This window comes from Ruminococcus sp. MCC718, assembly GCF_018783905.1.
Classification (GTDB): domain Bacteria; phylum Bacillota; class Clostridia; order Lachnospirales; family Lachnospiraceae; genus Hominisplanchenecus; species Hominisplanchenecus faecis.
The window spans coordinates 63,255-85,117 of record NZ_WQNP01000113.1 but is presented as its reverse complement, the minus strand read 5'-3'; the positions used below and the strand labels follow the sequence as shown (position 1 = coordinate 85,117).

Sequence of the window (21,863 nt, the reverse complement as noted above, 5' to 3'; positions counted from 1 at the left end):
ACTAAATCAACCCCTCCTCGATTAACTGTGCGGTGTATTCGTCGATGACCGCATCTTTCTGAAACTGTGTTACTGATTCGACGATTCCGGATGTATTCTCCTCAACGACGGATTTCATGAGAGCCATGTTCTCATATTCCTCAACCGTCATTTCCTTTTCGTCGTACTGCCATTCGGTCACGGTCTGCATCTTTCCGTCTGCTCCCTCAACCTCTTTCTCCACCTGCTCGATGTTCTTACGCAGATAGACCGTTGACGGAGACGATGTCCTGTCGATTTCCTCCGGACGTTCCGGCTGTGTTCCTGTCACCTTTTTCCAGTCTGTCATGTTGCTCATTCTCCTTTCTGCTATGCTTTGAAACTATCCTCTTGAGTTTCTTGACATTGATTTTCGGTTTGATGTATTCAATGTAATAGTTGTATGTGTCCGTGTGTTTGAACAATCCCATATACGACAACATCACCGATGCGTTATACCATGAGATTTTATCCTGCTTTGAAATATGGTTTGCCTTGCGTCTCGCAGCCTCGATGTTTGATTTCCGGATGGTTGTCCGGTCATGGTGAAATTGAAATCCCATAAAATCAAGCATACGCCCCTTTGTGACCTGCTTTCTGTTCTCGTCAAGCACTGGTTTCCCGTCTTTCATCACCGGATATTCAAATCTAAACACCTGCCAGTCGCCTTTTATCTCAAGGTCAAGGTTGTCGTTCAGATATGTCTCGATTGCCCTGTGCATCTTATGCAGTTTCTTTTTGCTCTTACCCAGTATCACCATGTCATCCATGTATCGCATGTAATGTTCTGCATGGAGTTCCTCCTTGATGTAGTGGTCAAGTGCTTTCAAGTAAAAATTGCCGAACCATTGTGATGTAAAATATCCCAACGGAACGCCTTTTCGCATCTCCTCAATAATTATTTTCAGTTCCTCGAACATCGCTCCGGCGATGCCGATTTCCCTCAAGACCTCCAACGCTCCGGAGATGTCGTCAAATGCTATGCACCCGACAAGCGTTTTTGTCTGTTCTGCATCAATCTCAACACCTGCATCCGTCAAAATCTTTGCAACGAGTGCTATTTTGTCATGTTCAATCAGTATGCAGAGTAATCTATAAAACCGTTTATCCCGAATTACTGCTTTGAGTTTTCTCTTGAGGATTCTCCGGTTTATGGATTCAAAGAAATGGTGTACATCCATCTTGAGAACAAAGAACTTTTTCCCGTCGTATGAATCAAGCCATTTCCGCATGTACTTTTTTCCGTAATGAACGCCCCTGTCCGGTATGCTCCCGCAGGAAAATTCATACAATCCATTCATCACAATCGGTTTGAACTGACCTATTGCACAATGATGAATAACCTGCTCATATTTGTAATGCGGTTTCAATATACGGCGTGTTTTCTTGCTGCTGCTCTCGTTGATGATGCTCGGTTTGTGATAGTCCGGAATGAACAACTCCTCTGTCAACATCTTTTTCAAGAGTTCTGTGTGTTCATCGAGATTCTCTAATACCTCCCGCACATCATTCCTGTTCTTTTTCTTTTTGGATGCATTTATAAAACGCTGTTTTATGTAGTCGTCTTGCAACATTGGTTCATATAGGTTGTTGTAACTTCTCATATAGTATTTTCTTATCTCCTATCGGTTTTTGTGCGGATGCTTACTCAACCGACCCTATATCCGGAATGATTTTCGCCTTGTGGCGTGGGATATAGGCTGCATTTGATTAAACGCTCCGATATGAGAAGAAATTGGACGCACCGATGTTCCAGTTCGCATTGCCCGCAGAATTGTTCAAATTCAAGTAATCCACACCGCAATAATCGCCATTGTTACAGTTACCGCCGACAAGGGCGACCGCAGGGAGCAGGAACACCGCCCGACACCGCACCCTATATCCCTATATTCATTTTTCTAAAAACGACCACACCGCCTAACGGCGGGAATAGCGGAGGCGTTCCCCCTCCGTTCCTCCCCCTGCTGCTTACGCAGCGATAGGCTGTTCTAAGAAAACGGACGCACCGATGCCCCAGTACGCATCGCCCGCAGAATTGTACAAATGCAAGTAATCCACACCGCAACCACCGCCATTGTTACAGCTACCGCCGACAAGGGCGACCGCAGTTATTCCGGCGTTCCACCATAAATAGTCACATGTGTATGTGCTACTGCTGCCACCTGTTGAATTGACAATGCGTCCGAATCTGCTTGACTTCGTTCCTTTCTGCCAACCGCTGCCGGATGATGCGAATGTGATTCCGACCTTTTCAAAGTCCTTTCCGGTCAGATTGTATGGAGGTGTCATTTTCGCAAGAATTTCTCCTCCGACCATCAACAGACCGTTGATTCTATCCCAACGGTTGCCCCACCATTTTTCAATGTAGAACACTTTGACCTCATGGGTCGTGTCCTTATAACCGAAAAACTGTCCTTTGTTTGTCAATGTTCCGGTCGCAAGGTGTCCGTAGTTCTGTGATGCGTCGTTCACATATCCGGATGTCTGCCCCTGTCCGAACGCTGTCTGTGAATTGTCTGTCTTTGACATAATCTTGAGCATACAATCCAACAGGTTTCTTTTGCTCCATGAACCGATGTTCCAACCGTTGCCGTTCGCTTTTGCTCTTGTAATTTCTGTCGATGCGTTTGTATTGTACATGAGCGTCTGTCCTGCAAGAGAACGGATGCGTGTTCCGTCGTATGAACCGCCGAACATCGGATAATAGAGTTTATCCGCATGTGAGCCGTCCTCTCTTACATACGCATCGTCGTTGTACGATTCATCATACTGGACGTTTGAAATAATCATGTACTCATAGTTTCCGATTTCAAACTGTGAGAGCCAAATTTTGCCCTTGTCACCGCTGCCATCGAAAACACTCATTGCATTTCCTCCGTATGCCGTGTTTGCGACATCAGATGCCGTTGTTCCGTCCGCTTTCTTTGTGTGGTCGTTCGGGTCAAGTTTATAATCTTCTGTACCGTCATATCTGACCATTGCCGGATAGTTGTTCTTTACAAAAAAGACATCTCCCCAGTCTCCGAAATCAAATGCTCCGGTTGAATAGTTCATCGCAGCAGGTGTCATTCCCACCGCATCGAAAAGGTATGTGCAGCGTGTCGCCGGATTGCTGTCATTTTTATTGATTTTCAGTCCGTAACGCTTTACTCCCTTTACTCTTACATCCTCCCCGACTGCTGCCAGTATTGCGTTTGTATTCGCATAGGTGCGGTCGAGTGTTTCTTTGTCTGCTACTTTTACAATTACGTCTCCGCTTGCCATGTGTTAAGCCTCCCTTACAACAATATTTCCGTCGGTCATTCCAATCTCACACGCTTTCCCTGTGACAGAATCAATCACGACATTCATTCCGGCAGCTATGCCGTCACACGCCTTTGCTGCCTGTTCTGCTTTTCTCGCTGCTGATTCCGCTTTCTTGACCGCTGCATCCACTTTCGCCTCTGCCTCTGTCTGCGATTCTGCATCCCTTACCTGTGACGCTAAAATATAGCCATATCCCGCCAGTCTGTAATATTCTTTACCTTTTTTCGATGTCACCTTTGTCGTTTCGACCGTGACCTCCTCGCCATAAGATACCGAACCGCACACTCTCCCGCTTTCATCGGGTTCACTTCTGATTCTCAACACGCCTTTTGAAATCGGTGTTACTTTCTTGTAAGTCATGCTCAAGCCTCCCTTATCGTCAAAATCCCGTCCTCAATCGAGAGAACGCAGGTCTTTTTTGTTACTGTGTCAACCATAGTGTTGAGACCGTCCACAATGCCCTCACACGCCTTTGCTCCTGCGGTTGCGGATGCTGCTGCATCGCTTGCCGTCTTTGCAGCACTGTTTGCACTGTTGGTCGCCTCCGTCATGTTCTTGCTGAAATTGTTCACGGTGTTCATGTACCCCTGTGTCAATTCCAGTATTTCCTCATAACGTGCATTATTGACGATAATCGGCAAATCAAAGAATTTGTTTTTACCATCTCCCTGTCTGACTAAATAATGACCGGATGTGTCAATTTCAACTCCGACCTCTCTTTCCTTGAGAATCAGTGTGTCCTCAACCGCTTTCCAGTCTGCCGTTGTTCCGGTGCATGGTCTGATTGCTGCCATCTGTTCAACCTCCTTTGCCCCGTGATTATGGAATATATCACACAATCACGTTTTTGTGTTCGTTTCGCCGTCTGTTTCCAGTATCGTGGAATTATACTGCTAATTGTCGGGAGGTCGGCGTTCCTCCGTCGAAATCAACGCCCTCATTTGCCCGTCTGACCTGTGGCGTTGCTCCATCAATAAAAATCGGTGTCACGGTTCGCAGGTATGGTGTTTCACCGTCACAATCAAGATACATGCTCGAATATAAAGCCTCGGCACGGTTGAAATAGTCCTGCACACTCTCAAGGATTTTCTCTGCGGATGCAAGCAGGGAATTTTGAATCGTGTCATCAATATCCTTTTTATCCTGTTCAACCTGTTTCTTTGTCTCCTCGACTGCCGACTGCATCTGTGACACTTCCTGTCGAATCTGCGTCGCCGTGTTCAAAGTCGCCTCAAGCTGCTCTTGATTCTGTAACGCATCCTCTGCCCTGTCTGTGACCTCTTTGCAGTCCTTTGTCGCCTGTTTGGTCGCTGCGGTCGCATCCTCGGCGTTTTTGACTGCCTGCGATGTGTCCTGCTGCCTCTGTTTCTCCTGTTGGATGCGGGTGTTCTCATTTTCCTGTCGGCTCTTTTCCGCTGCTGCTCTTTCACCCTCTGCCTTTACCCTTGCATTTTCTGCCGTCACCCTTGCCAATTCTGCTTTCTTGACTGCTGCATCCGTGTTCTCAATGGTCTCAATATGCCCCTTGATTCTGTTCTCAAGGTCTGTGAACTCATTTGATGACAGGATTGCATTTTCATCCCTCTGTGACTTCTCAATCTCCATCGTGAACGATGCAGATGTGATAATCTGTGAATCATCACTTGTCCGGATTTCAATGTCACAATATGCCGTTCCGGAGGCTGCAAGTGCTTGATTTGTCAGTTCGACCGTCACATCCGAACCGGAATATGTACATGTGTTGTACACATGTTTCCCGTCCGGCTTTGCAATATTGATGACCGCTCTCGAACCTGTCGGAATTGTGTACGGTTCACCGTTATTGAGTAGTTTTGCAACGATGAATCGTGTTGCCTTGTCTCCTTGCTTTGCAGATACTAAATATCTTTTTGTGTCTCCGGACATCTCAAGATTGATGTTCGTCGTCAATTTCGTCAACGCTGCCATGCTCTCACCTCCTCTCGGCGTTTACTGCTTATTCTTCCGGATTCTCCGGATGTTCCTCCTCCGTCTGTTCTTCCGGTTCGGTTCTCAAGGTTCTCTTTGCTGCTTTTTTCGCCTTTTCAAGTTCCTCGTCTTTTTCTGCCATCATTGCATTTGTGGAGTTTATGAGTTCAATCTTTGCCTCACTCCTCACCTCTGCCAGTACAGAAGAAAGAACGCCGTCCATGATGCAGGGAGGCAACGCATGTTTTGTCTGTATTGCCTCCATAGCGTTGAGGATTTCTCCCTTTGCACATTCGATTCTTACTGCGATAGGTGTATTCACGATTATTCCTCCTTTGCTGCCTGCGTTGCTGCCTGTGCTGCAAGTAACATGTCAAGTTTCTTGTCGATGCTCTGCAAGAGTTCCGTGTTTGTTTCCTCTGCGGTTTCTCTTGTCACAACTTCTGCTGTCTCGTTTGGTCTTGATGTGCTTTCCGCATCATCCGGAAACTTGAACTCCGGCTCTGCTGCCTGTTTGATTTCCTCTGTTTGAATATTTTCGTCATTCATCTGCATTGTTTTTCCTCCTGTTTTATCCGTTACTCCATGCACCCGAAATCAAAATCCCATTCTTGAATGTCAATGTTGCTGTTGACCATTTTGACAATGTTCCATCGCTGCTCACTGCTAAAGGTTGCTTGAATGTCAATGTTCCATTGATTGCCCCATCTTCAAAACTCACGTTTCTCAATTTATAATAGTGCATGTTAATGTCTGCCCCTGCATGAAGCATATTCGCCTCATAATTGTTGCACTGTTGTGTGCAGTACGCCCATTTCATCATGTACGAACTGCCGTTTGCACTTTCCTTGTTCGCCCATGACATATATGCTGTGTCATATTCTATGTCAAACACAAGTCCTCTCTGACTGTCATTCCCTATCATGGTGTTTGTTCCGATTTTTCCGACATATTTTCCGTCACGATAGAAATGTTCACCGTTGTAATCGAACCGTGTTCTTTTTGTGTTGTCTGTGATAGTTCCTGTGTACATCGTGATTCCTGTCGAATCAAACTGCATGTACGAACTGCCTTTGTTGAATGCAATTCGGACATTGTATGCGTTCTGTGTGATTAGTGTTCCGAAATCATCGCTGTTCACTTTTTTGTTGACCTCGGAGGTTATTTCCTCCGCAGTCACTTGAATCTTTGCATCCGCATACAATGAATACAATCCTAATATCTCAATATCTGTGATATACACGGGTGCGTTCTGTGTGTATGCGTAAATGTAAATATATTTCGTTCCCTCTGATACCGTGATTTCACGTTCAATCGTCGTGAACTCTTTGCTCTTTAGCATTCCGGAGGATGTCGTTGAATAACTTCCCAACGCCCCCACCTGCACCCTTGCCGTGCTTTCGTACCCTGCTGCTGTTGCTGCCTTATATCTCACACGATATGTTCCCGCAGGTATTTTCCCTAAATTCTGCCGTATATAGGAACTGCTTGAGGATGTTTTCAGTATTTTTGCAACCGTACCCAAACCGGACACATCCATCACGGAGTTGTTTGTCTCATTACTGTTGTACCAATTATCATCAAGTCCGTTTGAAAAATCTCCATTCACAACATAGTTGTGCATTGAGTTTTCCTCAACATGTTTTACCTCTTGAGAAATCTCCTCTTTTGTGGCTTTTATCAAGGAATCCATCTGCACGGATGTATAATAATTTTTCAGAGTGTAGGCAACACCCGCCTCGACTGCCTTTTTCGATGCCGTGATTTTGGTTTCAATCTCCTCCGTGGTCGAATAGTTCTCAAGGACTTTCTTTGTTGCCCTGTTGGAGATTGAGATTGCCTCCTCGGTCGCTGCTGCTGTCTCCTCTTTCTGAATCTCTGCAAATGTCTTTCTCGCATTTGAAATCTCAACCGTATTCTTTTCCGGTGTCTCCGGATATTCCGTGATTTTGACAATCCTCTGTTTTTCTTTCGTTCTGGTTTTCTTTGACACAAGTGTGACCGTGTCTCCGATTCCGTATGAAAGAATGTCTTTGTATTTTTCTGACGCTTTCGCAAGGTCGACCACCTCCGCAGTATATGCCTTGTATGGTCGTGACATTTCCTCAATCTTTGCCGTCGCATCCTCAATCAGACTTGTGGTGTTGGTGTATCTCTCATCTTTCCACACATACGCCTTGATTTTGGAACTATACTGAAAATTGTCGATGTAATCTTTTCCGGTCAACCATTCCGGCGTGATGCCGTCCTTGCCTATCGGATAGATTCTTGTATAAAAATCATAGGTGTCGGATTTCAAAGATATTTTCCGGAGGTTCAATCCCTCCATGAAATAACACCCTCTGTCACTTCCTATCCTGTCATAGATGTCGATTGTCTTTGTCAGTGAGTGAATGATGCACTCACAACGGTATGTCGTGAGGCACTTTTGCAGGACATCCCATGCCGTGACGCTCTCCTGCTCGTCAATGGTTCTTTTCTTTGTGACTGTGCATGTTCCGACATGCCACCCCGTACCCTCGAACGCAAACTCAAGACACGCTTTGATTGTCTGTTCATCCGATTCAAACCCATATGGGAACGCCGTTCCCTCCAATTCCTCCACATTGAGGACGGCGGTGTATTTGTTGAACTGTTCCCCTTTTTCGACTGCTTTGAGAACAAATTCGTCCGTTTTAGTGCGTATATAATATTCTTCTTTGAGCAGGTCAACCAACGCTCCCGATGCAGGATAGTCAAACGTCAATTCCTTATCTCCGGAATCCAGTGTCGTGGTGATTGCCCTATCCTTGAATCCGGACAGTGTTCCGATTCTTTTCTTTTTATCATCAAAAATCTGCAACGCTCTCACCTCCTAAATCCACATCGGAGTGTATCTGACCGTCACTCTTGCCTTTGTGTTGGAGAATGTGAGTGCCGTTTCTCCCGCCTTTAATACCGGAAATTCCCACAAATCCACCTTGTCAAATGCGTTCGCCCCGTCTATTGTCACAAGTCCGGTTTTTGCATCTATCACAACTGTTTTTCCTGCTGCAAGGCTCTCAACAACGATGTCCTCTCCCAGTCCGTTGATTGTGTAATTCGTCAAGGTGCTTTTTGCATATACCTCCACAACGCACGGAGTGTCTCTTGTCCCCACTTTATAGAACGATGCGGAGGTTTTCCCGTCGAATGTGATTGAGAGGTCGTCATCGACGAAAAAGCCGTCAAATTCCACATTTACGACGTACCTCTGTTTCACATTCTTTTTCTCATAGTCATTTGATGTGATGAACCCGATATATGTTCCTTTGTAGCCGTCAAGTTCCAACCTGCACGGCTTTGTGAAATTCATCATAAATTCTGACGCAGAACGGATGATACTGTTCCTGTCCTTGCCCTTGAAATAGATTGACAGTTTCAAATGACCCATATGAACATCTGTCTCAAGTTCTGTCGGGAGTGTTGCTCCCGACAACCATTCATAATTATTCATGATTGAGGGAGGCTGCACATCGGCGGTCAACTGTTTTGCGTTGTACACTCTGATGTCTGTTCCGTTTATCTTCATCGCCTTGTTTTACCTCCCTTTCCTTTTGTCTGTGACCATCTGTGCATCAACTCTCGACACGGTTCTACTTGCAACCTCGTCTCCGTCGATGTATGTGTGATTCGTCACATACACAATATTTGATTTTTGAACCGCATCCAGTTTCTTATCAAGGATGTTGTTCAATTTGTTGTAAAATTCCGCAAGTGGCAATATTGCCTCGTCACCTGCCTCGCCTCCTACCATGAGACTGTTGCCGTTGATTCCGAACACGGTCGGATTTGTCATGATACCGCCGGATTTATACCACTGAATCGAGAATGATGGGAGCGAACCCTTTCCTCCGATTCCGTATGGTGCTTTCCCTCCGCTCACGCTAATATGAGGCAGGTTCAAGTGTGGCAATGACCATTTGAAATTGAACGCCGATTTGATTCTTGACAATGCACCTGTCACCGCTCCGTGTGCGGATTCCATCTTTGAGGAGAATGATGATTTGATGTTCTCCATCGCAGACGATGCGGTCGATTTCGCACTCGCTAATTTGCTTGAGAACGCTGATTTGATGCTGTCGAGTTTTCCACCTGTCAGAGTGTTCGCCGTACTCATGAGAGAGTTCATTGTGTCTTTTATGCCCGTAAACGTAGCAGACACAATTCCCTTGATTCCCCCGCCTTTTTCACTGTATGCGGATTTCATGTGGTCGAGTTTTGTTGACACATTAGACTTTGCTGTCTCCATGAGGGAGGTCGCTTTGTCCTTTATGTTCGTGAAATCCGTCGACCATTTCGTTTTTATCTCCGAAACCTTTGAGGAAAATCCGGATTTGATTTCCGTCAATTTATTCGATGCATTGTTTTTCCATTCCGTCATTTTTGTGGTGACGGTGGTTTTCATGTTCTCCCAACCTGTTGAAACATTTGACTTGATGTCTGAAACCTTTGTTGAGAAATTCGTCTTTATTTCATTCAGTTTGTTTGATGCGTTGGTTTTCCATTCCGTCATTTTTGTGGTGACGGTGGTTTTCATATTCTCCCAACCATCGGAAACCTTTGTTTTGATTTCTGATGTCTTTTCAGAGAATTTCGATTTGATTTCAGAGAGTTTTCCTCCGGATAAATTATCAACGAATGTGAATCCTGCTGAATAATATCCTTTGATTCCCTCCCATCCGGCAGCAACAACGCCCTTGATACCGCCTCCGTTTTCTTCATAGGCGGTTTTCATGTTCCCCAGTTTTTCCTTTGCCGTTTCGGTCGCTGCCGACATGACATTGTGAACCGTGTCCTTTACGCCGTTGAATACTTTTGAGGCTGCTTGTCCTATGGTGCTGTTTTTTATGCTGTCACCGATTTCCTTGACCTTATTCGTAACCGCCTCTTTCGCTTTCGTAAACGCTCCCGTGATGGTCTCGTTGATTGCATTGAATTTTTCTTTGATATTGCCCCACAATTCGGACAGTTTTTCCTTGACCGTATCCCAGTTTTTATATAGGGCGACACCCGCTGCAATCAGTCCGGCAATCAGTGTCACAATCAGAATAATCGGACACAAATTCATGACTGCGTTCAATGCGGTCTGTGCTGCTGTCATTCCTCCGGTTGTTGCTGTGGCTGCTGTTGTAGCTGCCGTATGTGCTGCCGTGGCTGCTGTTCCTGCCGTATCTGCTGCCGTTCCCGCTGCCGTGGCTGCTGTCTTTGCCGTAATCTTTGCGATTATCTTTGCAGCTCCGGACACAAATTTCTGTCCGGTCGTTACCGTGTCAGAGATTCCCTTTGCCACTTTTCCGAATCCGATTGACAACGGACCGATAGCAGCAACCACGAGACCGACTTTGAGGATTGTTTCTTGCTGTGCCGGAGAAAGCGACGTGAACCACTTTGTCAACTCTTGAATCTTTCCGGTCAGTTTCTCAATCATAGGTGCTGCGGATGTCTGTGCTGTGGATGCTAGTGTCGACAATGCCAGTTTTGCGTTGTTCATCGCAACTTTTGCATTATCAATCGGGTCGAGAGTTCCGTTGTAGGTGTCCTCGACCGTCGTTCCGTATTCCTCCATTGATGACGACAGACTGGTGAGGTCGATTCGATTCTCACGAATCGCCTTTGTCATTTCTGCTGCACCTTTCTTTCCAAACAGTTCCGTTGCAATCTGCATCGCCTCGGTCTCTGTTTTTGCGTTCTTGATGCTGCCGATGGTCTCTGACAACGCCTCGTCCATTGATTTCCCCTCTGATGTGGCGTTCTGTAATGCCTTTTTAAGACCTGCCATCGCTTGAGTGGAATCAACACCGTTTGCATCGAATTGAGCCATCAAATTGATTGCTTGAGGCAATGACAGACCCATTTCTTTGAATGCTGCGTTGTTATCAAGTACATTTGATTCAAGCGTATCAACGGAGATTCCGGTTTCCTGTGCCTTTGCCGTGAGCAATCCTAACAGGTTTCCCGTTTGTGATGCATCGACGTTCCACGCTTTCATGATTTTGTCAACTTGGTCAACTGACTGTGTGACGTTTGTTCCGTTGATTGTTGCAAACTGTATGAACTGTTTTGAAGTCTTTTCAAGTTCCGTTCCTGTTGTATGGAATCTTGTGTTGACCTCTCCGATTGCCTCACCTACCGTTGACATATCCTCCGGCATTGTGCCGAAAACATTATCCGCAGACTTTGTCAATCCCTCAAGTGCCTCTCCGGTTGCTCCGGTCTTTGTCACTATGGTGTCATATCCCTCGTCGAGTTCTTTGAACGCTGCAATAGATGCTGCACCGATGCCCGCAATTCCGGCAGAGACAACCGACATTTTCTTTCCGAAACTTTCCATCTTTGTTCCCGCCGTATCGCAAGCAGTCGCAAATTTTTCAAGTTTATTGTCTTTTAACTGTTCATTAACATTTTTCAGTTCTGCCTCCATATTCATGAGGGCAGTCTTTGACTTTTCTGTCTTTACTGTCTGATTTGCAAGAGCCGTCTCTGTTTTCCCGATTGCTGTTTCATTTGCCTTGTACTCCTGTTCGAGTTTGTCTAATTCCTCTTTTAAGGCTTTTGACTGCTCGGAGTTCTTCCCCGTCTCCTCTGTCGACTTTGCATAGGCTTCTTTCGCAGCGTCAATCTTTCCCTTGAGTTCCTCCTGCTTTGTTTTCTGTTCTGACAGTTTCTTTGTCAACTTTTCCTGCTGCTCACTATTTAACTGCACAATGCCTTTCTGCACCGTGATTTTTTGAGTGAGCGATTCGGCTTTTGCCTTGAGGCTGTCTGTTTCCGAACCGAACAACTTTGCTTTCGTTGCTGCCGTCGTATATTCCGCAGACAGGACTTTCATTTGTGCTGCTGCCGATTTCATTTGTGACTGGTAATCACTTGAATTTGCAGAAATTTTGACGCTTGTATAAGCCATTCGGTCGCCTCCTCTCTTACTGATTTTCGTTGATTGTGTCTAATTCAAAACGCAAGTATTCCAACAACGTGACAATGTTTTCTTTCATGCACTGACTGTATGAGTTTTTCAAAAGCCGAATCGCAATTTTTACAACACGGTCGACAATCTCCCCGCAGACTTTCCATTGATTTTCCTCCGGTTCTTCCGGCTCGTCCTCATACCCGTTTTCACGGTCGTATTCGTCAAATGCGGACTTTTCTTTCTCCACCTGTTCAACCTCGACAATGTTCAATAGTTTCTCTGCAATTATGTTCTGCATCACAAAATGAACCGTCTTGATTGCCGTTAGAAAATCAATCACATCAATCTCCCCGATTTCCGCAAGCGTCAATTCATTTCCGAATAACTCCTGCACTATCTTTGTGTTGAAAAACATCACTCCGGAAATCTTTTCCGTGCTGTTTTTCTCCATGAGACTGATATATTTTTTGTACTGCTCCACTGTTATGGAGTTGATAAAATATCTTTTCCCTCTGCAAGTGACCTCTATTTCCGGTATCACTTGCCACTCTGAAAATTTTTCTCTATCTTCTCCATGCGTTTGGTGAGTTCTTCCCCGATTCCTGCGTCAATGAACTGGAACTCAAGAATCAAACCTGCTGCATCCAGTCCGGTCTCCGGATTCTTTAATTCCTCAACGGTGAACTGGTCTCCGTATGCTTTGCAGACAAACATCGCCATTATTTCAATGTCCTGTTTTGTATATCTCGGATGTGCGTCAATCTGCTCCGCAATATCGAGATACTCCGTGTATGTATCAATCGACATTTTCGGCATTGTAAACTCTTTGTTGCTGATGATGATTTTTCTTTTCATGGTTTATCCTCCTGTTATATATCCCTTGTTACGCTGCTGCGTCGTTCTTTTCCTGCACCTTTGAAAACCAACTCTTGATTGCTTCTGCTGCCTTTGTGTTCTCTTTCACAAGATTTGATTCATCAACCGAAATCTCATACGCATTGTCAAGACTTCTCTCGTAGAATGAACCCTTGATGCTCTTTGTTGTCGGAGACAATTTGCCCTCTTTTGTGCTTGCCTCCTCACTGATTCCCTCTGCAAACTTTCCGGCGTATAACCATTTGAAATCATACTTTCCGTTCAGTTTTCTCTCACGCCATCCGACAGCGACCTCCGGTGCTTTGTCGTCGGCTGTCTTAATGAGGAAACCGTTCTCGTATAACTGCCCGAATAAAATCTGTCTGTCCTGTGGTGCAAGTGCATTGACCTCAAGTTCGACCTCTGTTCCCTCGTATGAGTTGATGACCTCCTCCGTTCCGTCATCGGAGTAAATCTTTTCAGAAGTCCATTTTTCATCAACTTTCGCTTTGATTGCTCTTGCCAGTTTCACCGGAGTTCCCGCAACATATCCTGTTGCATCATTCTGTGTGATTTTTGCGATGTAGAAATCCCTACAACCGCATGTTCTACTTCTAACAATCTGTGATACTGTTTCGCTTAATGGTGTTACTGTTTCAGTCATGTCTATTCCTCCATTTCATAAAATTTTGAAAATCTTTGTGCTTTCATATAGATTCCGTCCTCCGGTTTGGAATCGTCTCCGTTCCTGCCCTCAAACGAAAAGCCTTTTTCTTTCATGAGTTTCTTGATTTCCCTCGCAAGTTCAACCTCGTCACTCTCCGAAAAAATAGTGACCTGCAATGACAGCGTCACTCCCTCCGCATCATCATCCGAAAAGTTCTCGTCGACTTCTCCCAAATCCCACAAGGTCACATGTGTTTCATGGATGTCCTTGTCATACCACCCTTGCATGACAGTGATTCCCCTGTCTGAAATCTGCTGCAACGCATCCGATGCGTCTTTTATGATGTCCTGACTGTTCACGCTATCACCTCATTTCATTGTGTTATCTAAATAGGATTGATACTCCTGTTCTGCGATTTTTTGCAGTTCCGCATCTGCCTCACGCCCTGTCGCATAGATAAATTCTTGAGGCGGTCTGTAAATAGTTCCCCAGTTAATGAATTTCACATAAAAGTGTTCACTATTATCCGACTTTTCCCATCCGACATCCGCTGACGCTCCGGTGTCTTTCACCTTGACCGCCCCCAGTGGAACGCTGTCCGCTGCGTGTGATGTGACCGATGATTTTGAGCCGAATCCTCGACCGCTCAACTTTATATCTGCCGATTTTGGAATCTTCCCCGACATAATGCGTTTCACGACTGGTTCCCCCTGTTCAACAATCTTTTTGTTGACTGCTCGGATGTCCTCGTCGCTTGCTGCATCCTCAAATGCTTTCATGAGTTCTTTCAAGCCTTGAAATTCCATTTCAATTTTCATCACATCCCTCCGGTGTCAGATTATGACACTATGCTCCCGCTCTACATTTCAACTGGTATTTCCTGTCGTCCGTGAACATTGGAGACGCATCATATATCTTGAACTCAACGCCTTTGTACACCGCATAGAACTCTTTCAAGTTCAGTCGGATTTCTTCCATCTTGTCGCACGTTCGTGTCTCAAAAACGATTGTGTTTTCAAGTCCGGTCTGCAAGGCTGTGTATTTCTCATTTGTTCCCAAACTCTTGACCTCGCACCAACAGGAATAAAACTCCGTTTCCTCCTGCTGCCGTCTGCCATCAACAACGCTCGACACCTTGCGAATTATCTTGATTCTGCCTGTCATTGTGCTGCACCTCCGTATATTTCTTTCAAAAGCATTGAGGAGGCAGCAGAGGCAAGCAGTTTCGTGTCGCTCCGGTATTTGTCACGGTTGTCGTAGAGTTCTTTCACGGATATAAATGCAAGCAGCTTTTGACGGCTTGTGAGGCTGTACTGGTCGAAATTCGGAATCAGTTCCGTCATTTCCTGCATGGTCACATCAAACATCAATTCAAGGATTTCCATGTCGTCATCATAGTCGATGTGACAATATACCTTGCATGTGGCAATCAGACCGTCTCTGTATTTCTCTTTTTCTTCATCCGTCATGTTTTTCACCTGCTTTCAATAGCAGGACGGATTCACCGCCCTGCTGCCTTGTTACCCGTTGACAATCTCTGTGATTTCACCCTTGATGACTGCATCCTTGTCAACAGCCTGCACATCGAAACGGTCACGAACCTTGAGACCTGTCATGTCCTTATCCCATAACCCCGCACCTTTGTCATTGAGGTCGATTGTCAGAACATTTCTGTCAAAAAGTGTGATAGCCTCTTTCAAGTCACCGCAGAAAACAGGGTGCTTGTACCCGTCGATTGTATGACCATCGCTGTTCATAATCGGTGTAGACTTGAGCGTTTTCTTTGACAGTTTCACGATTCTGTATTCCCCGAAAAGCATTTTTCCCTTTGTCTGCTGTGTCGGGTCTTTCTGCAAAATATAGTTTCCATCCTTGTCCTTTAACTTGTCGAGGTAGTTGAAACCGCTCTGATTTGTGATGACGATTGAGGATTCTGCAATCGCAGGGTCTAACTGCTCATTGAAAATATCCTTGAGGCTGTCGAGATTCTCCACTGTGACCTCTTTTCCCTTTGTCATTTCGTTGAGTACCTTGAGAATCATTGCGTTACGGGTTGCCTTTGTCTTTTTCGCAATCCATTTGTTGATGTACGCCATGATGTTGGCTGCTGTGTCCTCAAGCAGTTCAGCGGTCATCTTGAGGATTCCACCTTTTTTCTTGACCTTGTACTCAATCGGTAAAAATTCCGGCTCGTCCATCTCCGGAAAATCCGCAGCCTCATCCACGTTGTCGAACGGTGTTGATTCTGCATCGACCTCAATGTTTCGTGTTCCGGTCTTTGTCACAACTCCCTCAACATTGACATACTGCTCAAGGTTGTCGGATGAACGACGCAGTTCGATGATGTCTGTTCGGATGTCCTCCGGAATAGTCACGCCGATTCCGACCTCTCCCTCACTTCCTGCGGTTGTGTCGGATGTGAGTGCGTTCTTGTACACCTCAACATCTGCCTCGTCTGCCTCTCTGTGCAGGAATCCCGCTTTTACGATGTTGACGAACGCTTTCACAAGGTTCTTTTTGTCAACCTTTTTCTCACCGCCGACCTGCTTTGCAGTGCCTTTGTTGACCTTATCCTCAATACCGCCCTGCTCGTCCTCGTCCAAATCATAGAGGAGGTCGAATCTGTTCTGTAACTCCTTGAGTTCTTCCTTTGCTGCCTTTGCCTTGTCGAGTTTTCCGTCGTTCACAAGGCTCTTGACTTCATTTTTCTTGTCGTTAATCTGTTTCAATAACTTCTGTAATTCCTTATTCATGACTTTCTGTCCTCCATTTCTTACATACCGTAAAGGTATAAATCATCGAGAATCTCCCGCTTTTCTGCCTCGATTCTCTGTTCCTCTGCCTGTGCTGCTGCACTGTTTCTCTTTTCCAGTTCTGCAAGCACCGCATCGACAATGTTTTCTTTTTCAGTTCCCTTGAGTGCCTCCGGAATATTGTTGTATTTCTCAAAATAGTCGGATGCACACGCTGCGACTGCTGCCTTTTCTTCGATTTCGACATTGAAATACTGCTGCATCTTCTTACTGTCGAACCATGTCTCATTGCTCATTAGGCTCTGAATCTTGTCTCTTGTGACACCCTCCTGCACATGTTCCATGTAAACGTCAAGGATTGAATCCTCGCAGAGATTCAACTGTTTTATTACTGCCTTGAAATCGTCTGCGTTGCCGTATGCCATGCACAACGGTTTGTGAATCATTGCTTGTGCTCCTGTTGCAAAATGCAGTTCGTCGCAAGCGAACATGATGACCGATGCGATGGATGCAGCCATTCCGTCGACATAACCGACTTTGTGTCCGTCGTATCGTTTTAACTGGTTATAGATTGCCAGTCCTGCAAATACGTCTCCACCTCCGGAATTGAAATAAATATCAATGTCCTCATAGCCATCTAACTGGTTGAGAAAATCTGCGATGTCCTGCGGGCATCTGTCCTCCTCGTACCACATGGATTCCCATGTTGCCGATACAATGTCACCGTAGAAATACAAGGAACATCTGCTCTGTTCCTCGTCCTGCTCTAAATCCAAATAGCCGACATTTTCGACTTTTCCGCTGCGTTTATTCTTCTTTGTGAAATCAAAACGTCTCTTTGGCATGATTATTCACCTCCCTCCTGTTCATCCTCGTCCTCTGCCTCGTCGGTTTCGTCCGGTTCTGTTGCTGTGTCCGGCTGCTCTGTGTCCGGCTCTGTCTTTTCTTCCGGTTGCTCCGGTTCTTCGGTTTCATCCGGTTCGGATGCACCTTTCAAATATGCTGCTCCCGCCATAGTCAACGGAACGATGCTGCCATTCGCAAGCAGGACATCGCCTCCCTCCGCATCTTCCATGTCGAGTTTACGTCTTGCCTCATTCGGTTTGATAATCATTCCCCCGACACCGTTTCTCAAATATTCCATCTGTGTTTTTGAATCGGTGCGGAACAATACCTTTTCGTTAAATTTGTAATAATATCCGTCGTCTGCATCTTCATCCGGCAGCATCTTGAAATTGATTTCCTCCTCATACTGCTTGATGATGAATAGTTCTGTGTCGACGTAGAATGATAACTGCTGCATCTCACTGTTACTGTATGACGACTTTGAATAGTCGTTGATTTGATTCGGTTTTACTCCGAACGCTCCGGCGATTTGCAGTGCATTGTATTTTTTCAGTTCAAAGAACTGCGAATCTGTCAGTTTGATGTCGAGAGGTGTGAGTTTCATCCCCAACGGGACAGGCAGGATTTTTCCTGTATTCTTCGCCCCGCTGCCGAACTCCTCAAACGACTTGACAAGTGCTGTTTTCGCTTTTTCGTTCAGTTCTCCGGTATATTCAAGAGTTGCCTTTGCTGTCAGACCGCTCTCATACAAGTTATTCATGAACGCCTGTGATTCAGATGCACCCGCAACCGTGTCTCTCAATATCTGCTGCACTGGTAGTCCTGTGATTCCATCAAAACTGAATGATGTTTTGAAGTGCATGACCTCGTCTGTGCTGAACACATATTGACGACCGGATGTCGGGTCTGTGTAGACATACCACAAACGCCCAACTCCTGCGAATATTCCCGCATCGTCAACGACTATCTGCACACAATTTGACTGCATAACCCACAAATCAACGATTTTGATTTCACCGCCGTATTTCTTGCGGTCAAACTTCTTTCTCATGTACACATAGGCGTTTCCGTAATGGTTGCGGTTGATTTCAACCGTGTTCCAAAATGTCGTTGGTGTCATAAACGGATTCGGTCTTTTTGAGAGCAGCTTTGATGTGTCCGTCGCCTCTGCCTCAATGATTCCCTTGTCCGTTTTCTGATAATATTTGATAGGCATTTTCGCAAGGGTCTCCGACAGCATCTTGAGACATGTGAAATATGTGACCTCTGATGTCGGTTTCCCTTTTCTTTTCAGTCCTATCCGTTCAATGAACGACGGTGAGTTCAGTGTCACAACGCCTCCGCTGTCCTGTGGTTCACCTCTCCACCAATTTGAAATTTTCACTCCTAATCTCTGAAACGGATTCATTTATTTCTCACCGCCTTTCTTCATGTATTTTTCAAATTGCTCAAGCCATTCATTGACAGTCTCATTCACATCCGGACGGTATTCCTCTTTCATTGCGTGTTTCCATGCGTCGATGATAGCGTCAATCGGGTCGATTCTCTCTGTCGTGATGTCTTTGTCAATTTTTATTTCGCCGTAGTTGTTTGAGATGGTCTTTGCGTTTGCGATAGACCACACAAGCAAACCATCGGCAGGAACAACAATCTTGTTTCCCTCTTTTCCGACCTCGATTCCCTCGATTTCCACGTTGCCCGCCAAAATCTCAAGTCTGAAATCAACTGTCGCATCGTTCAACTCTTTCGCTGTCTGCGTGACAGAGATTGAATCGAATCCCAACGCCTCAAGGTCTGACAGGAACGCCGATGCGTTGTGCGGGTCATAACATATCAACTGTGGTTTGAGGTCGTATTCTTTCACCAAATCCTCAAGATATTTGATGATGTATTTGTAATCTGTCTTTATTCCTCCCAGTGTCTCGGTCACTGTCACAAGACCCTTTTCAATCCATACGTCATAAGGTACTTTATCGGTCTTGATGTGTTCATCCACCCTTGAGGACGGAATGAACGAATGTGTGTGTACAAAATATTTCTTTACTCCGTCAACCATGAACGGAATCACGATTGCGATTGATGTCAAGTCGCCTCCGGATGACAGGTCAACCCCGACATAACATTTTGACCCTCTGAAATCCTTGAGTGATTTCAGAACGGCACATGCTTTCCATTTTGCGATGTCCTTGATATACAGTGAATTTGACCACTGCATCCACATATTCAACTGCTTTACGAGGAAATCTCGTAAATCCTCCCCGCCCATATCACGGGCGGTATGTGCAATCGGTATGAGGTTTTCAAGAGCATCCCTGTCAAATTCAAGAATCGGGTTCGCTTTTATCCAGTTCTCCGGAACATATCTGTCGTCATGCTCGTCCATCTGTGCGATATATACGAACTGACTGTCGTTTTCAAAAACGCCCTTTAACAGATTGCAGCAATATTCATACAATTTATAACAGGGTGATTTGAGGTCGAACCCTGCTGTCGTGATGACTGAAATCAATGCCGACTTGAGTTTCTTGATACCTCCCTCAAGCAGCTTGTACATCTGATTCGTCTTGTGTGCGTGATACTCGTCGACAATTCCCAAATACGCACGGTGTCCGTCAAGCGACTTTGTATCACCGGACAACGCTTTGATTTCCGAATGTGTCAATAGACAGTCAATCGTGTGGTTGTGGTCATGCACTTTGAACCATTCCGACAAATCCTCGTCCGAATTGATGAATTTTGCGACCTCGTCAAAAACGATGTTCGCTTGGTCTTGCTTGGTAGCTGTACAAAAGATTTTTCCGTACTTGTACCCGTCAAAATTCCCGTAATAACATGCCAAAATACCGTTGATGAACGATTTTCCGTTCTGTCTGCCTAATTGCACATAGGACGTTCTGAACCGTCTGTATGATTTTTCCTTTGTTCTCCACCCGTTGAGTGACCCTAAAATAAAGCACTGGAACGGATATGCGGTCACATGCTCGTTTTCTTCGCCCTCTGCAATGGTCAATTCCTCTGCGAAATTGATGATTTCCTCTGACTTTTCAACGTCGAAATAGTATTTGTACGGTGCTGCTTTCGATTTCTCAATGTCGTCGAGGTGTCTTTGACATGCAAGTCGGACATATTCTCCGGCTGTTATCTTGCCCGAAACAACATCAAGGGCGTATTGTGTGCAGCGGTCTTGTGTTTCTCCTGTTTTCGCCATACCTTAATTTGCATATTTCGCAAATTTATTCTCCGGCTTTTGCTGCTGTGGTTTCGGTACGACCAAACGGCAGCGTGAGGAGACTGTCAATCCGAAATCCGATGCTCCCTGTCTGCACTGTTTCATGCAGCGGTCTTGAATAATCATGAGACGCTCACGTTCACCGTTCACGACCTGCCTTGTACCGACCTGCACACGTTCTTTTTCTCCCGTGTCCGGATTCGTCTTTGTCTCATATACCGGAACATCCTCCATCAATGGAGTTGTTCTGATTTGCTGCGTGATTTCGATGTACTGGTCTTGTGCAATGAGTAATCTCGCCAGTGCATCGCAGTCAACATTCGCAATCAGTTTGATTTCAAGTAATTCTTTCGCAATCTTCCGGAACTTTTTCTTTTGCTCCGGTGTCAAATATGACGGAGGTTTCACTTTGTCGTTCGGTGCTACAACCTCGGCGTTTTTTCGTGCCTCAATTTCTGCTTTTGTGAGGTGTTTTCGCCCGTTCATAACAACCAAATCCGTGGGTTGTCTCTGTCCTGCCATGTAGCAACAAACCCCCTTTCCGTCAACATTTCAGTGATTTTGTGTCACATTCTGACACCCCTTTCGGATGCACCTGTCTACTGAAATTCCCGTGGGGAGTTTTCTCCAAACAAAAGAGGGGGTGCGACTAGAAATGAATCGTACAAAACTTTTTTATATCCCCCTGCCTCTCGAAAGTGGTACTCAATCAGTGACCTCAACTGTTTCTGTGTTGCTCTCATGCTCGCTTTGCTCTGCTTATACAGAGCAGTGATTGTGTTGTGTGTCTTATGGTTGAGAGGTATGAGGTTGAACGGATTCAAGCGTTGTTCCCAGTCGTCCTCAAGTTCAACTATGTGGTGTACTGGTTCGCATGTGAGTAGTTCATTCTCGACATACAATGCGTATATATCCACGTTGTCATAGACCTCAATGATATGCTCCCGCATCGCCCGCCATTCCTTTGACACATAGAACTCGGCTGCTCTCTTGTCTCGCCGTGTGTTGTTGTATATCATGTGCCTCGACTGCTGCCGTTGCTCACATTCCTCGCACATCTTTACTGACTGTGGAATCAACTTGCCACACCTGCATGATTTCAAAAGCATCTGCGTTCTCCTCTCTTCATTGGTTCTCCTGTCCTGTTATCCACAAGAGGCGGGCAGTTATGCACATTACTGTGTACACTTACCCGCATATAACAGGAGGGCAAACAGGCAAGAAAAAAGCGACTGCATATCTGCAATCGCTCGTCTCAACTGTTCACGCTAACATATTATCACGTTTATTTTGCCTTTTGTTCACCCACTTTTT

Annotated in this window: 24 protein-coding genes; all 24 read right to left on the bottom strand. The window is 45.5% G+C overall.

Annotated elements, in window-relative coordinates; translation table 11 throughout:
• Position 1: 1 nt before the first annotated feature.
• Positions 2 to 328, bottom strand: a complete 327-nt coding sequence (locus GPK60_RS10435; RefSeq protein ID WP_173816733.1) for a hypothetical protein — start codon at positions 326 to 328, stop codon at positions 2 to 4.
• Positions 237 to 1,592: an RNA-directed DNA polymerase gene (locus tag GPK60_RS10430; RefSeq protein ID WP_215659894.1), complete on the bottom strand. Its 1,356-nt coding sequence runs from the start codon at positions 1,590 to 1,592 to the stop codon at positions 237 to 239. Before GPK60_RS10430 ends, GPK60_RS10435 begins: the two co-directional genes overlap by 92 nt.
• A gap of 394 nt (positions 1,593 to 1,986) precedes the next feature.
• Positions 1,987 to 3,282: a hypothetical protein gene (locus GPK60_RS10425; RefSeq protein WP_215659892.1), complete on the bottom strand. Its 1,296-nt coding sequence runs from the start codon at positions 3,280 to 3,282 to the stop codon at positions 1,987 to 1,989.
• A gap of 3 nt (positions 3,283 to 3,285) precedes the next feature.
• Entirely contained in the window at positions 3,286 to 3,684 is a 399-nt protein-coding gene (locus GPK60_RS10420; RefSeq protein WP_215659889.1) for an SH3 domain-containing protein, read from the bottom strand.
• Positions 3,685 to 3,686: 2 nt separating this feature from the next.
• Positions 3,687 to 4,118: a hypothetical protein gene (locus tag GPK60_RS10415; protein WP_118004634.1), complete on the bottom strand. Its 432-nt coding sequence runs from the start codon at positions 4,116 to 4,118 to the stop codon at positions 3,687 to 3,689.
• Between the two features lie 91 nt (positions 4,119 to 4,209).
• Positions 4,210 to 5,271, bottom strand: coding sequence for a BppU family phage baseplate upper protein (locus tag GPK60_RS10410; RefSeq protein ID WP_215659886.1), 1,062 nt, complete (start codon positions 5,269 to 5,271; stop codon positions 4,210 to 4,212).
• A gap of 28 nt (positions 5,272 to 5,299) precedes the next feature.
• A complete protein-coding gene (locus tag GPK60_RS10405; RefSeq protein WP_118004636.1) occupies positions 5,300 to 5,593 on the bottom strand; it encodes a hypothetical protein in 294 nt (97 codons plus the stop codon).
• A 2-nt stretch (positions 5,594 to 5,595) separates the two neighbouring features.
• Positions 5,596 to 5,826: a hypothetical protein gene (locus tag GPK60_RS10400; RefSeq protein WP_118004637.1), complete on the bottom strand. Its 231-nt coding sequence runs from the start codon at positions 5,824 to 5,826 to the stop codon at positions 5,596 to 5,598.
• Positions 5,827 to 5,842: 16 nt separating this feature from the next.
• Positions 5,843 to 8,113 (bottom strand): phage tail protein, encoded by a 2,271-nt coding sequence (locus GPK60_RS10395; protein WP_215659884.1) that lies wholly within the window; start codon positions 8,111 to 8,113, stop codon positions 5,843 to 5,845.
• Between the two features lie 12 nt (positions 8,114 to 8,125).
• Complete coding sequence (locus tag GPK60_RS10390; RefSeq protein WP_215659881.1) at positions 8,126 to 8,821, bottom strand: phage tail domain-containing protein; 696 nt, start codon at positions 8,819 to 8,821, stop codon at positions 8,126 to 8,128.
• 9 nt (positions 8,822 to 8,830) lie between these two features.
• Positions 8,831 to 12,196: a phage tail tape measure protein gene (locus GPK60_RS10385; protein ID WP_252191369.1), complete on the bottom strand. Its 3,366-nt coding sequence runs from the start codon at positions 12,194 to 12,196 to the stop codon at positions 8,831 to 8,833.
• Between the two features lie 16 nt (positions 12,197 to 12,212).
• Positions 12,213 to 12,650 (bottom strand): hypothetical protein, encoded by a 438-nt coding sequence (locus tag GPK60_RS10380; RefSeq protein ID WP_252191368.1) that lies wholly within the window; start codon positions 12,648 to 12,650, stop codon positions 12,213 to 12,215.
• Between the two features lie 86 nt (positions 12,651 to 12,736).
• Positions 12,737 to 13,054, bottom strand: coding sequence for a hypothetical protein (locus GPK60_RS10375; protein WP_215659874.1), 318 nt, complete (start codon positions 13,052 to 13,054; stop codon positions 12,737 to 12,739).
• Positions 13,055 to 13,082: 28 nt separating this feature from the next.
• Positions 13,083 to 13,718: a major tail protein gene (locus GPK60_RS10370; RefSeq protein WP_118004642.1), complete on the bottom strand. Its 636-nt coding sequence runs from the start codon at positions 13,716 to 13,718 to the stop codon at positions 13,083 to 13,085.
• A 2-nt stretch (positions 13,719 to 13,720) separates the two neighbouring features.
• On the bottom strand, positions 13,721 to 14,080 hold the full coding sequence (locus tag GPK60_RS10365; RefSeq protein ID WP_215659871.1) for a hypothetical protein: 360 nt from the start codon (positions 14,078 to 14,080) through the stop codon (positions 13,721 to 13,723).
• 9 nt (positions 14,081 to 14,089) lie between these two features.
• Positions 14,090 to 14,539, bottom strand: coding sequence for an HK97-gp10 family putative phage morphogenesis protein (locus tag GPK60_RS10360; protein ID WP_118041365.1), 450 nt, complete (start codon positions 14,537 to 14,539; stop codon positions 14,090 to 14,092).
• 28 nt (positions 14,540 to 14,567) lie between these two features.
• Positions 14,568 to 14,885 (bottom strand): phage head closure protein, encoded by a 318-nt coding sequence (locus GPK60_RS10355; protein WP_118041367.1) that lies wholly within the window; start codon positions 14,883 to 14,885, stop codon positions 14,568 to 14,570.
• Positions 14,882 to 15,190, bottom strand: a complete 309-nt coding sequence (locus tag GPK60_RS10350; protein WP_118004646.1) for a head-tail connector protein — start codon at positions 15,188 to 15,190, stop codon at positions 14,882 to 14,884. Before GPK60_RS10350 ends, GPK60_RS10355 begins: the two co-directional genes overlap by 4 nt.
• 51 nt (positions 15,191 to 15,241) lie before the next feature.
• Entirely contained in the window at positions 15,242 to 16,474 is a 1,233-nt protein-coding gene (locus GPK60_RS10345) for a phage major capsid protein (protein WP_215659868.1), read from the bottom strand.
• Between the two features lie 20 nt (positions 16,475 to 16,494).
• A complete protein-coding gene (locus tag GPK60_RS10340; RefSeq protein ID WP_252191367.1) occupies positions 16,495 to 17,319 on the bottom strand; it encodes a head maturation protease, ClpP-related in 825 nt (274 codons plus the stop codon).
• Positions 17,320 to 17,321: 2 nt separating this feature from the next.
• Entirely contained in the window at positions 17,322 to 18,728 is a 1,407-nt protein-coding gene (locus tag GPK60_RS10335; protein WP_215659866.1) for a phage portal protein, read from the bottom strand.
• On the bottom strand, positions 18,729 to 20,528 hold the full coding sequence (locus GPK60_RS10330; RefSeq protein ID WP_215659863.1) for a terminase TerL endonuclease subunit: 1,800 nt from the start codon (positions 20,526 to 20,528) through the stop codon (positions 18,729 to 18,731).
• A 3-nt stretch (positions 20,529 to 20,531) separates the two neighbouring features.
• Positions 20,532 to 21,071 (bottom strand): phage terminase small subunit P27 family, encoded by a 540-nt coding sequence (locus GPK60_RS10325; protein ID WP_118004651.1) that lies wholly within the window; start codon positions 21,069 to 21,071, stop codon positions 20,532 to 20,534.
• A gap of 77 nt (positions 21,072 to 21,148) precedes the next feature.
• Positions 21,149 to 21,658, bottom strand: coding sequence for a hypothetical protein (locus tag GPK60_RS10320; protein WP_252191366.1), 510 nt, complete (start codon positions 21,656 to 21,658; stop codon positions 21,149 to 21,151).
• Between the last annotated feature and the right edge of the window lie 205 nt (positions 21,659 to 21,863).

Bases quoted from the DNA above. Each gene is read 5' to 3' on its own strand.
- GPK60_RS10435 (WP_173816733.1), bottom strand. From the start codon at position 328: ATGACAGACTGGAAAAAGGTGACAGGAACACAGCCGGAACGTCCGGAG.
- GPK60_RS10430 (WP_215659894.1), bottom strand. From the start codon at position 1,592: ATGTTGCAAGACGACTACATAAAACAGCGTTTTATAAATGCATCCAAA.
- GPK60_RS10425 (WP_215659892.1), bottom strand. From the start codon at position 3,282: ATGGCAAGCGGAGACGTAATTGTAAAAGTAGCAGACAAAGAAACACTC.
- GPK60_RS10420 (WP_215659889.1), bottom strand. From the start codon at position 3,684: ATGACTTACAAGAAAGTAACACCGATTTCAAAAGGCGTGTTGAGAATC.
- GPK60_RS10415 (WP_118004634.1), bottom strand. From the start codon at position 4,118: ATGGCAGCAATCAGACCATGCACCGGAACAACGGCAGACTGGAAAGCG.
- GPK60_RS10410 (WP_215659886.1), bottom strand. From the start codon at position 5,271: ATGGCAGCGTTGACGAAATTGACGACGAACATCAATCTTGAGATGTCC.
- GPK60_RS10400 (WP_118004637.1), bottom strand. From the start codon at position 5,826: ATGCAGATGAATGACGAAAATATTCAAACAGAGGAAATCAAACAGGCA.
- GPK60_RS10390 (WP_215659881.1), bottom strand. From the start codon at position 8,821: ATGAAGATAAACGGAACAGACATCAGAGTGTACAACGCAAAACAGTTG.
- GPK60_RS10385 (WP_252191369.1), bottom strand. From the start codon at position 12,196: ATGGCTTATACAAGCGTCAAAATTTCTGCAAATTCAAGTGATTACCAG.
- GPK60_RS10380 (WP_252191368.1), bottom strand. From the start codon at position 12,650: ATGGAGAAAAACAGCACGGAAAAGATTTCCGGAGTGATGTTTTTCAAC.
- GPK60_RS10375 (WP_215659874.1), bottom strand. From the start codon at position 13,054: ATGAAAAGAAAAATCATCATCAGCAACAAAGAGTTTACAATGCCGAAA.
- GPK60_RS10370 (WP_118004642.1), bottom strand. From the start codon at position 13,718: ATGACTGAAACAGTAACACCATTAAGCGAAACAGTATCACAGATTGTT.
- GPK60_RS10360 (WP_118041365.1), bottom strand. From the start codon at position 14,539: ATGAAAATTGAAATGGAATTTCAAGGCTTGAAAGAACTCATGAAAGCA.
- GPK60_RS10355 (WP_118041367.1), bottom strand. From the start codon at position 14,885: ATGACAGGCAGAATCAAGATAATTCGCAAGGTGTCGAGCGTTGTTGAT.
- GPK60_RS10350 (WP_118004646.1), bottom strand. From the start codon at position 15,190: ATGACGGATGAAGAAAAAGAGAAATACAGAGACGGTCTGATTGCCACA.
- GPK60_RS10345 (WP_215659868.1), bottom strand. From the start codon at position 16,474: ATGAATAAGGAATTACAGAAGTTATTGAAACAGATTAACGACAAGAAA.
- GPK60_RS10340 (WP_252191367.1), bottom strand. From the start codon at position 17,319: ATGCCAAAGAGACGTTTTGATTTCACAAAGAAGAATAAACGCAGCGGA.
- GPK60_RS10335 (WP_215659866.1), bottom strand. From the start codon at position 18,728: ATGAATCCGTTTCAGAGATTAGGAGTGAAAATTTCAAATTGGTGGAGA.
- GPK60_RS10330 (WP_215659863.1), bottom strand. From the start codon at position 20,528: ATGGCGAAAACAGGAGAAACACAAGACCGCTGCACACAATACGCCCTT.
- GPK60_RS10325 (WP_118004651.1), bottom strand. From the start codon at position 21,071: ATGGCAGGACAGAGACAACCCACGGATTTGGTTGTTATGAACGGGCGA.
- GPK60_RS10320 (WP_252191366.1), bottom strand. From the start codon at position 21,658: ATGCTTTTGAAATCATGCAGGTGTGGCAAGTTGATTCCACAGTCAGTA.